9 protein-coding genes are annotated in these 13913 nt (G+C 70.7%); 1 reads left to right on the top strand and 8 read right to left on the bottom strand.

What is annotated here, in order from left to right; all coding sequences use genetic code 11:
* Nucleotides 1-1800: S9 family peptidase (locus L7D48_RS16595; protein ID WP_237880226.1), on the top strand; the 1800-nt coding region annotated here is incomplete at its 5' end.
* Between the two features lie 103 nt (nucleotides 1801-1903).
* Here the strand turns inward: L7D48_RS16595 and L7D48_RS16590 are convergent.
* From L7D48_RS16590 to L7D48_RS16555, 8 genes are all read right to left on the bottom strand, one after another.
* Nucleotides 1904-3046, bottom strand: a complete 1143-nt coding sequence (locus tag L7D48_RS16590) for an ABC transporter ATP-binding protein (protein WP_237880225.1) — start codon at nucleotides 3044-3046, stop codon at nucleotides 1904-1906.
* Nucleotides 3047-3058: 12 nt separating this feature from the next.
* Entirely contained in the window at nucleotides 3059-4123 is a 1065-nt protein-coding gene (locus tag L7D48_RS16585; RefSeq protein ID WP_237880224.1) for an ABC transporter ATP-binding protein, read from the bottom strand.
* Nucleotides 4124-4133: 10 nt separating this feature from the next.
* On the bottom strand, nucleotides 4134-5111 hold the full coding sequence (locus L7D48_RS16580; RefSeq protein WP_237880223.1) for an ABC transporter permease: 978 nt from the start codon (nucleotides 5109-5111) through the stop codon (nucleotides 4134-4136).
* 119 nt (nucleotides 5112-5230) lie between these two features.
* Nucleotides 5231-7027 (bottom strand): ABC transporter substrate-binding protein, encoded by a 1797-nt coding sequence (locus L7D48_RS16575; protein ID WP_237880222.1) that lies wholly within the window; start codon nucleotides 7025-7027, stop codon nucleotides 5231-5233.
* 99 nt (nucleotides 7028-7126) lie between these two features.
* Nucleotides 7127-8164: an ABC transporter permease gene (locus tag L7D48_RS16570; RefSeq protein ID WP_237880221.1), complete on the bottom strand. Its 1038-nt coding sequence runs from the start codon at nucleotides 8162-8164 to the stop codon at nucleotides 7127-7129.
* A gap of 837 nt (nucleotides 8165-9001) precedes the next feature.
* The gene (gene typA, locus L7D48_RS16565) at nucleotides 9002-10909 is read right to left on the bottom strand and encodes a translational GTPase TypA (RefSeq protein ID WP_237880220.1); all 1908 of its coding nucleotides are present in this window, start codon (nucleotides 10907-10909) and stop codon (nucleotides 9002-9004) included.
* A gap of 347 nt (nucleotides 10910-11256) precedes the next feature.
* The gene (locus tag L7D48_RS16560) at nucleotides 11257-13128 is read right to left on the bottom strand and encodes a SpoIIE family protein phosphatase (RefSeq protein WP_237880219.1); all 1872 of its coding nucleotides are present in this window, start codon (nucleotides 13126-13128) and stop codon (nucleotides 11257-11259) included.
* Between the two features lie 327 nt (nucleotides 13129-13455).
* A partial coding sequence (locus tag L7D48_RS16555) for an ATP-binding protein (protein ID WP_237880218.1) occupies nucleotides 13456-13913 on the bottom strand: 458 nt, incomplete at its 5' end.

Here is a 13913-nt window from a genome sequence, read left to right as displayed (position 1 = left end):
TCCCCCGACGGCCGGCGCGTCGCCTATGTGGCGGACGGGGCCCTGCGCGTGGCGGACCTCGGCGGCGGGGGCGACCGGGCGGTGGCCGGGCCGGAGGAGACCCCCGGCCGCGGCCGTACGACCTGGGGTCTGGCGGAGTTCGCCGCGGCCGAGGAGATGGACCGCTCCCGGGGTTTTTGGTGGTCTCCGGACGGCACCCGGATGCTGGCCGCCCGGGTGGACGACTCGCCCGTGCGCCGCTGGTGGATCGCCGACCCGGCCAACCCCGAGAGCGAGCCGGCCGAGGTGGCCTACCCGGCCGCCGGCACGGACAACGCCGAGGTGACACTCCATCTGCTCGACGTCGGGGACGGGGAGGGAGCCGGAGAGGCGGCCGGGGAGGCGGGCCGCACCGAGGTGGTCTGGGACCGCGTCCGCTACCCCTACCTCGCGCGCGTCCACTGGTCGGCCGCCGGGCCGCCCCTGCTGCTCGTCCAGTCGCGCGACCAGCGCAGCCACCTCTACCTGACCGTCGACACCGCCACCGGACGCACCGCGCCGCTGCACGCCGACGAGGACCCGGCGTGGCTGGAACTCTTCCCCGGCGTGCCCGTCTGGACGCCCGACGGGCGCCTGGTGCGGATCGCCGACGAGGGCGGGGCGCGCGTCCTGGTGGTCGGTGACCGGCCGCTGACCTCGGCCGCCCTGCACGTACGCGCGGTACTGGACGTCGGTGACGAGGACGTGCTGTTCTCCGCCTCGGCCGGGCCGGACGCGCCGGAGGACTCCCCCGTGGGCGAGATCGCCGTCTACCGGGCCTGGTTCCGCGGCAGCGGCGACCAGGGCGGCTGGGAGCGGGTGAGTCCCTCGGGCGGCGCGCACATCGCCTCCGCCGTCCGCGGCGGGGACACCGTGGTGCTGTCCACCGCGGCCCCGGACCGGCCCGGCGCCCGCGCCGAGGCGCTGCGCCTGCCCGAGACCGGCAAGGGCGCACCGACGCCGCTGGCCGTCATCGCCTCACACGCCGAGACGCCCATGCTGACCGCCCGCCCCCGGCTGCTGCGCGCGGGTGCCCGGCGGATTCCGGCCGCCGTGCTGCTGCCCACCGGGTACCGCGACGGCGACGGGGTGCTGCCGGTCCTGATGGACCCCTACGGCGGCCCGCACGGCCAGCGCGTGGTGGCCGCGCACAACCCGCATCTGACCTCGCAGTGGTTCGCCGACCAGGGGTTCGCCGTGGTGGTCGCGGACGGCCGCGGCACCCCCGGCAACTCCCCCGCCTGGGAGAAGGCGGTCGCGGGCGATCTGGCGGGCACCACCCTGGACGACCAGGTCGAGGCCCTGCACGCACTGGCCGGGGACCACCCCCTGGACCTGGACCGGGTCGGCATCCGCGGCTGGTCCTACGGCGGCTACCTGGCCGCGCTGGCCGTACTGCGCCGCCCCGACGTCTTCCACGCGGCGGTGGCCGGCGCTCCCGTCACCGACTGGCGGCTGTACGACACCCACTACACCGAGCGCTACCTCGGCCTGCCCCAGGAACGGCCGGAGGTGTACGCGGCCAACTCCCTGGTCACCGACGAGGGGCTGTCGGCGCCGGCCGGTCCGCACCGGCCGCTGATGATCGTCCACGGCCTGGCCGACGACAACGTGGTGGCCGCCCACACCCTGCGGCTGTCCTCGGCGCTGCTGGCCGCCGGCCGTATGCACGAGGTGCTGCCGCTGTCCGGGGTGACGCACATGACCCCGCAGGAGCAGGTGGCCGAGAACCTGCTGCTGCTCCAGGTGGCCTTCCTCAAGAGGTCACTGGGCGTGGCGTGACCGTGCCCGGCCGCGTCAGGCCTCACAAGCCGTACGACGCGGACGCCGCCGCGCCCCTCGCGGGGGGCGCGGCGGCGTCCGGGCGGGTTCCGGGGCGCTGTGCTCAGGACTCCTTGCCCGAGTCGGCGGCCCCGGTGTCCTTGTGCTCCATGGCGGCCAGGCCCGGGTCGAGGACGATCTCCTTGCCGCCCTCGATGGTCCCGGCCTCCGGGAAGTGGCACGCCGTCAGGTGACCGGGGGTGTTGCCCTCGATCTGCACCAGCGGCGGCACGTCCGTCGCGCACTTGTCCTGCGCCTTCCAGCAGCGGGTGCGGAAGCGGCAGCCGGACGGCGGCGAGATCGGCGAGGGCACGTCGCCGGCCAGGCGGATGCGCTCGCGCCCCTCGGTCTCGTCCTCGTCGCGCAGCACCGCCTCGGGGACGGCGGACAGCAGCGCGTGGGTGTAGGGGTGCCGCGGCCGGGTGTAGATCGACTCGCGGTCCCCGACCTCCACGATCTTGCCGAGGTACATCACCGCGACACGCTGCGAGAAGTGCCTCACGACCGCCAGGTCGTGCGCGATGAAGATGAAGGCGATGCCCATCTCCCGCTGCACCTGCTGGAGCAGGTTGACGACCTGTGCCTGGATGGAGACGTCCAGTGCGGAGACCGGCTCGTCGGCCACGATCAGCTTCGGCTCCAGCGCGAGTGCGCGGGCCACTCCGATGCGCTGGCGCTGCCCGCCGGAGAACTCGTGCGGGAAGCGGTTGTAGTGCTCGGGGTTGAGGCCGACGATCTCCAGCAGCTCGCGGACCCGCTTCTCGCGGCCCCCGGGCGGGTTGATGCCGTTGATCTCCATCGGCCCGCCGATGATCTTGCCGACCGTCTGGCGCGGGTTCAGCGAGGAGTACGGGTCCTGGAAGATCATCTGGATCTCGGACCGGATCGGCGCCAGCTGCTTGCGCTTGGCGTGGGTGATGTCCCGGCCCAGGTAGTTGATCGTGCCGCCCGTCGGCTCCAGCAGCCGGGTCAGCAGCCGGCCGGTGGTGGACTTGCCGCAGCCGGACTCGCCGACGAGGCCGAAGCTCTCGCCCGCGTGCACGGTCATGTCGACCCCGTCCACGGCCTGGACCGCGCCGACGGTCCGCTTGATCGGGAAGCCGCCCTTGATCGGGAAGTGCTTGGTCAGCCCCTTGACCTCCAGCAGGGGCTCGCCTGTGCCCACGGCCGGGTCCGCCGGCCTGGTCAGGGTGAGTTCGTCGCTCATGTCTCTTGCTCCCTAGCCCAGCCGGGGCTTGATCTGCTCGATGAAGTACGTCCGCTTCTGCTCCGGCGTCAGGTGGCAGGCGGCTCCGCGGCCCTCGGGCAGCAGGGGCCTGTCACCGGTGCAGGAGACACCGCCGGGGACCTTGTCCCTGTACTCGCAGCGCGGGTGGAAGGGGCAGCCCGACGGCGGGTTGAGCAGACTGGGCGGGGTGCCCTCGATCGGCCGGAGCTTCTGGTTCACATCCCCGCCGAGCCGGGGCATCGAGCTGAGCAGACCCCAGGTGTAGGGGTGCTGGGGGGCCCGCAGCACCTCGCCGGTGGTGCCCCGCTCCACGGCCCGGCCGCCGTACATCACCATGATGTCGTCGGCCACGTCGGCGATCACGCCGAGGTCGTGGGTGATGAAGATGATCGCCGACCCGAACTCCTGCTGGAGGTCCTTGAGCAGGTCGAGGATCTGGGCCTGGACGGTGACGTCCAAGGCGGTGGTCGGCTCGTCCGCGATCAGCAGGTCGGGGTCGCACACCAGCGCCATGGCGATCATCGCGCGCTGCCGCATACCGCCCGAGAACTGGTGCGGGTAGTCGTCGACGCGGGTCTTGGGGTGGGGGATGCCCACCTTCTCCAGCATCTCGATGGCGCGCTCGCGCGCCTCGCGCTTGGAGGCGCCCGTGTGCTTGCGGAAGGGCTCCCCGATCTGGCGGCCGATGGTGTAGTACGGCGACAGCGCGGTCAGCGGATCCTGGAAGATCATCGCCATCTTGTTGCCGCGCAGACCCTCCATCGTCTTCTCGGAGGCGCCGGTCAGCTCCTGGCCGTCCAGGACGATCTCGCCGGTGATCTCCGTGGACCGCGGGTTGTGCAGGCCCAGGATGGCGAGGTTGGTGACCGACTTCCCGGAGCCGGACTCGCCCACGATGCCGAGCGTCTTGCCGCGCTCGACGTCGAAGGAGAGGTTGTTCACGGCCTTGACGATGCCGTCCTCGGTGGAGAACCGGACGTGGAGGTCGCGAACCGAGAGGAAGGAACCCGCCCCGGTCGGGGACGGCGCGCCCTCGGTCTTGGTGAGTGTGGTCACGGTCGTTCTCCTAGGACAGGCGCACACGCGGGTCGATGAACCCGTACACGGCGTCCACGACGAGGTTGCAGAGCAGGATGAAGGCGGCGCTGACCAGCATGACGCCCATGGTCAGGGGCAGGTCCTTGTAGAGGACCGAGTCGACGGCCAGGCGTCCGACGCCGGCGAGGCTGAAGGTCAGCTCGGTCACGATGGCGCCGCCGAGCAGCGCGCCCAGGTCGATGCCCAGGATCGTGACGATCGGGGTCAGCGAACCGCGCCAGGCGTAGCGGAAGAAGACGTACTTCTCGGACATGCCCTTGGCCTTCGCCGTGCGGACGTGGTCCTCCTGCATCTGCTCGATCAGGGTGGACCGCGACATACGGGTGTAGTTCGCGGTGAAGATCAGCGACATCACGAACCACGGGATCAGCAGGCCGACGAACCAGGCCGCCGGGTTCTCCGTGATCGGCACGTACTTCGGGGAGGACAGCCAGCCGGTGCTGTAGACCAGCAGGCCCAGCACGATCGGGCCCAGGAAGTAGATCTGCATCGAGCTGAGGACCAGCGAGGCGGAGCTGAAGGCCTTGTCGATGAAGGTGCCCTTGTTGCGGGCGGCGATCATGCCGGCGCCGAGACCGAGGGTCAGGAAGAGGACGAGGCCGCCGACGGTCAGGGAGAGCGTCAGGGGCAGCCGGTCGATGATCGTGTCCCACACCATCCGGTCGTCGTTGAACGACACGCCGAAGCAGGGGGCGTCGCAGTGGCCGACGGCGAAGTCCCGTCCCGCCACGATGCCCTTCATGAACTCCCAGTACTGCACCGTGATCGGCTTGTCGAGCCCGAGGTTCTCGTGAATGATCGCCAGGTTCTGCGGGGTGCAGTTCTTGCCGCACGCCAGCAGGGCCGGGTCCTGCGGGATGGCGAAGAACATGGCGAAGGTGAAGGCACTGATCAGGATCAGGATGACGAAGGCGCCGACCGACCGGCGAAGGAGGAATTTAAACATGGTGGTGGTTCGCAGCTCTCAGCACGGCGACAACGACGACGGGGGTGGGACGTGCGAAGCGAAAGCCCGTGGGCGGGCCCCCGGGGGGTTCTCCCCCGGGGACCCACCTCATGAGCCGGTTACTTCTTCAGGTACAGCTGGGTGAGGTCGATGTAGCTCTTGACCGTGCTGTACCGGGCGCCACCGACGTTGGAGCCGTAGATCTGCAGCTGCTTGGTGTAGTACAGCGGAGCGGCCGGGTTGACCTCTTCCACGATGTACTTGTGCAGCTCGACCCACTCCTTGGTGGCCTCTTCCGGGTCCTGGATCTTGGAGATCCGGTCGATCTCGCTGTTGACGTGCTTGTCGTTGATGTGCGAGTAGTTCGACATGCCGTCGGCGATCTGGTCACCGTCGTACACCGGCGGGATGACGGTGGAGGGGGACGGCCAGTCCTGGCCCCAACCGGTCATGTAGATGTCCAGGCCGTTGTCGACCTTGCCGACCTGCTCGTACCAGGTGGCCTGGTCGATGTCCTTCTTCTGGACGTCGAAGCCGGCCTTCTCCAGGGCGGTCTCGATGATGACGGCCTGCTTCTGGCGGTGCGGGACGTTGGCGTAGGCGTAGGTGAGCTTCATGCCCTCCTTGCCGGCTTCCTTCAGAAGCTGCTTCGCCTTCTCGATGTCGCCGTTGGGCTTGTCGAGCTTGCCGTAGGGGTCGTAGCCCTCCTCGTAGCCCGGCAGGGTCGGGGCGAGCAGACCGCCGGCCGGCTCACCGGCGTAGGAGCCGCCGTCGGGGCGCAGGATCTGGCCGTTGGGCAGCGCGTGGGTGATCGCGTCGCGGACCTTCTTGTCCTTGAGGCGGTCCATGTTCATGTTGAGCTGCCACACGTAGGGCTGGTAGCCCTTGATCGTGCGGTCGTCGGCCTCTTCGATGACCTGCTTGATCTTGGTGGAGTCCACCGAGCCGCTCATCTGGATGGCGTTGGCCGCCTCGCCGCGGTCGGCGAGGATGCGCTCGGTCTGGTCCGCGCGGCTGTGGTTGAACGTGATGTTCCAGCCGTCCACGTACTGGTGGCGGGCGGGGTCCGTCTTCGGGTCCCACTCGGTGTTCTTGACCAGCTTCATGGACTTGCCGGGCTTGAACTCGTCGATCTTGTACGGGCCGAGCGCCACGGGCTTCTGGTCGTACTTCGCCTTGGTGTCGTCCTCTTCGGGGACGATGGAGTAGCCCGGCATCGCGAGCGCCTGCGGCAGGTCGGGCTGCGCGGTCTCGAAGTGGAAGACGATCGTCTTCTCGTCCGGGGTCTCCAGGACGGAGTCGGGCAGGTGGTCGCCCTCGTACGGACCGTCGGGCAGGTCCTCGCGGTAGTCGGGGCCACCGGACAGCCACTGCTGGATGTAGGTCGGGCCGTCGGTGATGTGCTTGGCGTACAGGCGCTCGATGGTGTGACGGATGTCCTTGGAGGTGATCGGGTCACCTTCCTGGTCCTTGATCCCGTCCTTGAGCGTGTACGTCCAGGTCTTGCCGCCGTCGGACTGCTTGCCGGAGTCGGTGGCGAGGTCGCCCACGACGGTCAGGCTGCCGTCCTCGGCCTGGGTGTAGGTGGTCAGACCGCGGTGGATGAGACCGGAGAGCTGGCCGGCGTCGCTGACGTAGATCTGGCCCGGGTCCAGGTGGGAGAAGTCGTCCTCCTGGTAGACCCGGATGGTGCCCCCCTCCTGGGCGCCCTCGACCGGCTCGGCCGGGCCCTTGGAGGCGGCGGCGTCGCCGTACTCGACCGCCTCGGACTGGGCCTTGGCGGCCTCCTTGTCCTTGGCTCCTGCCTCGCTCTTGCTGCCGTTGTCACTGCCGCTGCTGCAGCCGGTCAGCACCAGCGAGCCGGCGGCGAGGGCGACGAGCGCGCCTCGCAGTGTGCGCGATCGGATGGGATTCATGATGCTTGTGCACCTGCCTGTCAGTTGGGATCCGTCTGCTGCCCTGTCGCGTCCGGTCGCCCGGACGCGGGGGTGGCAGCCCCCCTCAGATGGACGTGATCAGCGTCCGGACTTGGGGTCGAAGGCGTCCCGCACGGAGTCGCCGAGGAGGTTGAAGGCCACCACGAAGATCACCATTGCGATCCCCGGGAAGAACATGTACGTCGGGTTGTCCTGGTAGATCGTGGCGGCGGTCCTGAACATGCGCCCCCAGTCCGGTGTCGGCTCCACGTAGCCCACGCCCACGTAGGACAGGAAGGCCACGGAGAGGATCGTCGCGGGGAGCATGTAGGTGGCCTGCACCAGGATCGGGGTGACCAGGTTCGGCAGCAGCTCCTTGCGGATGATCCGCCAGGGAGACGCCCCCGAGACCTTGGCGGCCTCCACGAACTCGCGTTCGCGCAGGGTGAGGGCCTGGCTGCGCACCAGGCGCGCCATGCCCATCCAGCCGAGCAGCCACAGGACGACGATGATCGCGGACGCCCTGACGTACACCGGGGTCTCGTCGGTGGGCGACACGAAGACGGCCACCACCACGGGCATCGCCGCGATCAGGGTGAGCTGACTGGGGAGGGCCATCATGAAGTCGGTGACCCGGCCGATCCAGTAGTCGACCTTCCCGCCGAAGTAACCGCCGATCAGACCGATCAGCACACCGGTGACCACCATCAGGATCGTCACCGGGAGCGCGGTGAACAGCGAGGTCCGCATGCCGTACAGCAGCTGCGTGAAGACGTCGCGGCCGAGCTCCGGCTCGATGCCGAACCAGAACTCGGAGGAGATGCCTCCGTTGGGGCCGGCCGGGAAGCCGAACTCGTCCAGCAGTTCGTACTGCTCCTGGCCGTACAGCGTGTACGGGTCCTTGCCGTAGAGCCAGGAGATCACCGGTGCGAGGGCGGCGACCAGGAAGAAGAAGATCACCACAAATGCACTGATCACACCGACACGGTCGCGCTTGAAGCGCAGCCACATCAGCTGGCCGGGTGAACGGCCGGCGAGCTGGCCGCCGCTGCCGGCGGTCTGCTCTTTGCTCAGGCTCTCGGCGTCCGGGCCAGGGTTGTCGGCCTGGGCTGTCGCAGCCTGGGTTGGACTCGTCATCGCGTTGCGCCCCCGCGCTGTGGGTGTTGGCGGAACCCGCTCTTTCTTCGGCACTGGGAAATGCCATGGGCTGAGCGGACTTTTGCAATCGGTTCCCAGCTCAGTCAAGAGGTCTTGGCCCTCGGTTGGCCACTCTCCGCACATCTTGAGCGAAGGTTTTGCAGATTGAGGTCCCAGCGTGCTTGACAAGCTCCAGAAGAGTCGGACATATAGCTACTTTGGACCCATAAGGAGTTAATGAATCCGCAACCTAGCCGTCGCTGCGCCGATATACGAACGCGCCGTTCTGAACTGCGTACGTACCTCTCGTAACACGCCCGCAACCCGGGAGATGTCCCTCGAAAGAGTGGACGCGCGTAGATCCATACCGCGCGAACGGCCGCCAAAACCGTTGCGACGGCAAACAATGGCATGTTCGCGCGACCTGTTCCGCACCGCGGCGCCGGCGGGGGCGAAGCCCTGCGGAACCGTCCGTTCCGACCGCCTGCCGCGCGCCCCCCGCTCGCGCCCGCCGGGTCCGCTCCCGGGCGCGTGGGCGGGCGCCGGCGCCGCGCCGCCGAAGCGGTGGGAACGGCTCCTCGCACGAGCGCCTCCTCGGGGCCTGGACATCCTCTCTCCGGAGCCATATCACCTCATAAGAGACTTTTCCCGCCGCTACGCCGAACGGGCTCGCGGAGCGCTCCGGCGGCCGCCCGGATGCCGCACGGCCGCCGGTCCCGGACAGGCCCGAACACTCCCGGACGGCCCCGAACAGTCCCGGGCAGTCCCGGGCAGCGCGAAGGGGCGCTGCGGACCGGTGCGGTCCGCGACGCCCCTTCGGACGGATCGCCGGGTGCGTCAGGCGTGCTTGGCCCGGGAAGCGGCGCGGGCGCGCTCCTTCTGGTCGAGGACGACCTTGCGGATGCGCACGGCTTCCGGGGTCACCTCCACGCACTCGTCGTCGCGGCAGAACTCCAGGGACTGCTCCAGCGACAGCTTGCGCGGCGGGACGATCGACTCGGCCACGTCGGCGGTCGAGGACCGCATGTTGGTGAGCTTCTTCTCCTTGGTGATGTTGACGTCCATGTCGTCGGAGCGGGAGTTCTCACCGACGATCATGCCCTCGTACACCTCGGTGCCCGGCTCCACGAAGAGCACGCCGCGCTCCTGGAGGTTGGTCATCGCGAAGGCGGTGACGGCTCCGGAGCGGTCCGCGACGAGCGAGCCGTTGTTGCGGGTCTTCAGCTCGCCGAACCAGGGCTCGTGGCCCTCGTGGATGGAGTGCGCGATACCGGTGCCGCGGGTCTGGGTCAGGAACTCCGTGCGGAAGCCGATCAGGCCGCGGGAGGGCACGACGAACTCCAGTCGCACCCAGCCCGAGCCGTGGTTGGACATGTTGTCCATCCGGCCCTTGCGGGTGCCCATGAGCTGCGTGACGGCGCCCATGTGCTCCTCGGGGACGTCGATGGTCAGGCGCTCGACCGGCTCGTGGACCTTGCCGTCGACCTCCTTGGTCACCACCTGCGGCTTGCCGACGGTCAGCTCGTAGCCCTCCCGGCGCATGGTCTCCACCAGGATGGCCAGCGCCAGCTCGCCGCGGCCCTGCACCTCCCAGGCGTCGGGGCGCTCGGTGTCCAGCACGCGCAGCGAGACGTTGCCGATCAGCTCGCGGTCGAGGCGGTCCCTGACCTGGCGGGCGGTGACCTTGCGGTCCTTGACGGCCGACTTGGCGTCCGCGCCCTTGCCGGTGCCGCCCCGGCCGACCAGCGGCGAGGTGTTGGTGCCGATGGTCATGGAGATCGCCGGCTCGTCGACGGTGATCAGCGGCAGCGCGACCGGGTTCTCCGGGTCGGCCAGCGTCTCGCCGATGGTGATGTCCGGGATGCCGGCGACGGCGCAGATGTCGCCGGGACCCGCCACCTCGGCCGGCTTGCGGGTGAGCGCCTCCGTCATCAGCAGCTCGGTGATGCGCACGTTCTGCACCGAGCCGTCGCGCTTCATCCAGGCCACCGTCTGGCCCTTGCGCAGCTCGCCCTGGGCCACGCGCAGCAGTGCGATGCGGCCGAGGAAGTTGTCGGCGTCCAGGTTGGTGACATGGGCCTGGAGCGGGGCGCCCTCCTCGTAGGAGGGGGCCGGGACGTGCTCCAGCAGCGTGGAGAAGAACGGCTCCAGGCTGTCGCTGTCGGCCGGGACGGTGCCGTCGGCCGGCTTGGTCAGCGAGGCCACGCCGTCACGGGCACAGGCGTAGACGATGGGGAACTCGATCTGCTCCTCGTCCGCGTCCAGGTCCAGGAAGAGGTCGTAGGCCTCGTCGACGACCTCGTCGATGCGGGAGTCGGGCCGGTCGGTCTTGTTGATGCACAGGATGACCGGCAGCCGGGCCTGGAGCGCCTTGCGCAGCACGAAGCGGGTCTGCGGCAGCGGGCCCTCGGAGGCGTCCACCAGCAGCACCACCGCGTCCACCATGGACAGGCCGCGCTCGACCTCGCCGCCGAAGTCGGCGTGGCCGGGGGTGTCGATGATGTTGATGGTGACGGGGGCGCCGCCGTCCTTGGGGTGGTACTTGACCGCGGTGTTCTTGGCGAGAATGGTGATGCCCTTCTCGCGTTCCAGGTCGTTGGAGTCCATCACGCGGTCGTCCACCTGGTCGAGCTGGTGGGCGGCGAAGGCGCCGGCCTGCTTGAGCATGGCGTCGACCAGGGTCGTCTTGCCGTGGTCGACGTGGGCGACGATGGCGACGTTACGGATGTCGTGGCGCGTGGGCATACTGGGGGCGCTTCTCCCGGAATCGTGGATGGCGGCGCGACCGGTGCGTCGCGCGCCCGCCGGGCTGATCATCGCCACGGCCTGTCATCCCTCCATGTTACGGGCCCGGCGCCGGTGGACGGGGCCCGACGGCTCCCCGTGCCTCCCGGCCCGCGCCCTGTGCGACCGTAGGCCGCGGCCGTGTCCGCCCGGTGACACCGGGGTGACCGCCCGCCGACCGGGAGCTTCGCCCCGCGCCGGGGCGCGGGCGCGGCTCCCGCACGGGGACGGTGTGACGTGCGGCACTCCCGCCCGCGCGCACGGCGGGGGCGGGAGCGGAGACGGCGAAGACGGGGCCGGCCGCCCCTTCAGAACATGCTCAGCAGGGCCTCGGCCGAGTCCGGCGGCTTGGGCTCACCCTCCTGGGGGAGGGCGAGTTCGAACCAGACCGTCTTCCCCCGCGGGGTGCGGCGGCTGCCCCAGCCCGAGGAGAGCAGATCGACCAGCTGCAGACCGCGACCGCCCTCGTCGGTGTCGCGGGCGCGGCGGCGACGGGGCTGGACGAGCCCGGAGTCCCACACCTCGCAGACCAGGGTGCGGTCCAGCAGCAGGCGCAGCCGTATCTCTCCCCCCGGCTTCGCCGGTGGGACCCCCACGCCCGGCTGCGCCGGAAGGGCGCCCGCTCCCGGCTGCGCGGAGGAGACCCCCATGCCGTGGCGCAGGGCGTTGGTGACCAGCTCGCTGACGAGCAGCTCGGTGGTGTCGGCGAGGTCCTCCAGCCCCCAGGCGGCGAGCCGGCGGCGGGCCAGGTCACGGGCGCGGGCGACCGAACGGGGCTCGGCCGGCAGCGTCCAGTCGCCCACCGACTCCGCCGGAAGCCCCTGGATCCGGGCCAGCAGCAGGGCGATGTCGTCCTCGCCGTGGTGGGTCTCCAGTGCGCCCAGCACCTCGTCGCAGACGTCCTCCAGCGGGCGGTCGGGGCCCGACAGGGTGGTGCGCAGCGCCTGGAGCCCCTGGTCCAGAGACTGGTGGCGGGACTCGACCAGGCCGTCGGTGTAGAGGGCGAGCAGGGAACCGTCGGGCAGCTCGACCTCGGACTCCTCGAACGGCTCGCCGCCCACGCCCAGCGGCACGCCCTTGGGGACCTCCAGCAGCAGCGCGGACTGCTCGCCGCCGTCGTCGCGCGGCTCGACCAGCACGGGCGGCAGATGCCCGGCGTTGGCGAAGGTGCAGCGGCGGGTGACGGGGTCGTAGACGGCGTAGACGCAGGTGGCCAGGTACACCTCGGAGAGGTCGGCGTCCCGGCCGGACCGGCCCTCGCGGTCGCCGCGGCCGTCGCGGGAGGCGCCCAGCCCCTGGGCGATCTCGTCCAACGCGCCCAGCACCTCGGCGGGTTCCAGGTCCAGCAGGGCCAGGGTGCGCACCGCGCTGCGCAACTCGCCCATGGCCACGGCCGCGCGCAGGCCCCGGCCCATCACGTCGCCGACCACCAGGGCGGTGCGGTGCCCGGGCAGTTCGATGACGTCGAACCAGTCGCCGCCCACCTCGCTGGCCGTACTGCCCGGCAGGTAGCGGCAGGCGATGTCGAGCCCGGCGGCCTCGGGGTCGTCCGGGGGCAGCAGACTGCGCTGGAGTATGAGCGCGCGCTCGTGCTCCCTGCGGTACAGCCGCGCGTTGTCGACGCACACGGCCGCGCGGGCGGCCAGTTCCGCGCCGAGTGCGGCGTCCCGCTCGCCGAAGGGCTCGCTGCCCTTGGTGCGGGAGAACTGCACCAGTCCGAGCACCCGGCCGCGCGCGACCATCGGCACGGCGAGGGTGGACTGCACCAGGGTGCCCGTGACGCGCTGGACGCGGGCGGTGCGCAGCGCGTCGGCGTACGGGGAGCCGGCGGGGTAGCGGTGGACGCTGCCCGGTTCGACGTGGTCCGGGTCGGGGGCGCCGCTCGTGTGGTGGCCGAGGGTGATCGGGCCGTCGGAGACGGCGCTGGCGAAGGCCACGCGCCGCAGCGGACGGGTGCCGTCCAGGCCTTCCGCCGCCCGGGGGTCCTCCCCGGAGAACACCTCCGGGTACAGGTCCACGGAGGCCAGGTCGCAGAACTGGGGCACGGCCACGTCGAGGAGTTCGCGGGCGGTGGTGTCCAGATCGAGGGAGTTGCCTATCCGGGCCCCCGCGGCGTTCAGCAGCGCCAGGGCCCGGCGTACGTCGTCGGGCTTTCCCGCCTCGGCCGGAATGTCGCTCAACGCCGCCCCTTCCTGTTCCGGTCCAGCATCTTCCCGGGCACACTCCGCCCGGAACCCGCTGGTCCCGTCCGCCGCACGGTTCGCGCCACCTCCGGCGGGACCCGGGCCGCTCCCGTCCCCTCTCTCCTAACCAGGCGGGGTCCGCTCGAACCACGCGCCGTGGCGGCGTGGCCGTTCCCGGCCGGGTCCGGCGGCGGCACCGCGGCCGGGATCGCAAGGCGCACGATGTGGCGTGGCGCAATTTTTCCGGTGTGTTGGACACAGCGTCAAGGCGCAGGTGGGACCGCTGTTACGGGGGCCGGGAAATGGGATCGAGCCCACCTTCCGTCACGGCAGGCTCAGTTCGAACCAGACGGTCTTGCCGATCGGGCCGTGGCGGGTTCCCCAGCGGCGCGCCCCGCGGGCGACGAGCTGGATGCCGCGCCCGCCCTCGTCGTCCACGGCGGCGTTGCGTTCGCGGGGCGGGACGGGCAGTGGGTCGGAGACCTCCACCAGCAGGGAGGTGCCGCGCACCATCCGTACGCCGATGGGCCCGTGGGCGTGGCGCATGGAGTTGGTGACCAGTTCGCTGACGAGCAGCACGGTGTCGTCGGTCAGCGCCTCCAGCCCCCAGCCCCGCAGGACGCCGCGGACGGCATCACGGGCCCGGCGCACGGCGTACGTCTCGGCGGGGAAGGTCCAGGAGGCGGCGCTGTCCTCTGGGAGACCGCCGAGCCGGGCCATCAGCAGCGCCACGTCGTCCACCGATCCCATCGGTCCCGCCGGGCCGCCGGGACCGCCGGGAC

The sequence above is a fragment of the Streptomyces sp. ICN903 genome (assembly GCF_022015835.1).
GTDB lineage: Bacteria > Actinomycetota > Actinomycetes > Streptomycetales > Streptomycetaceae > Streptomyces > Streptomyces fenghuangensis.
This window is presented reverse-complemented; position numbering and strand designations above follow the sequence as displayed.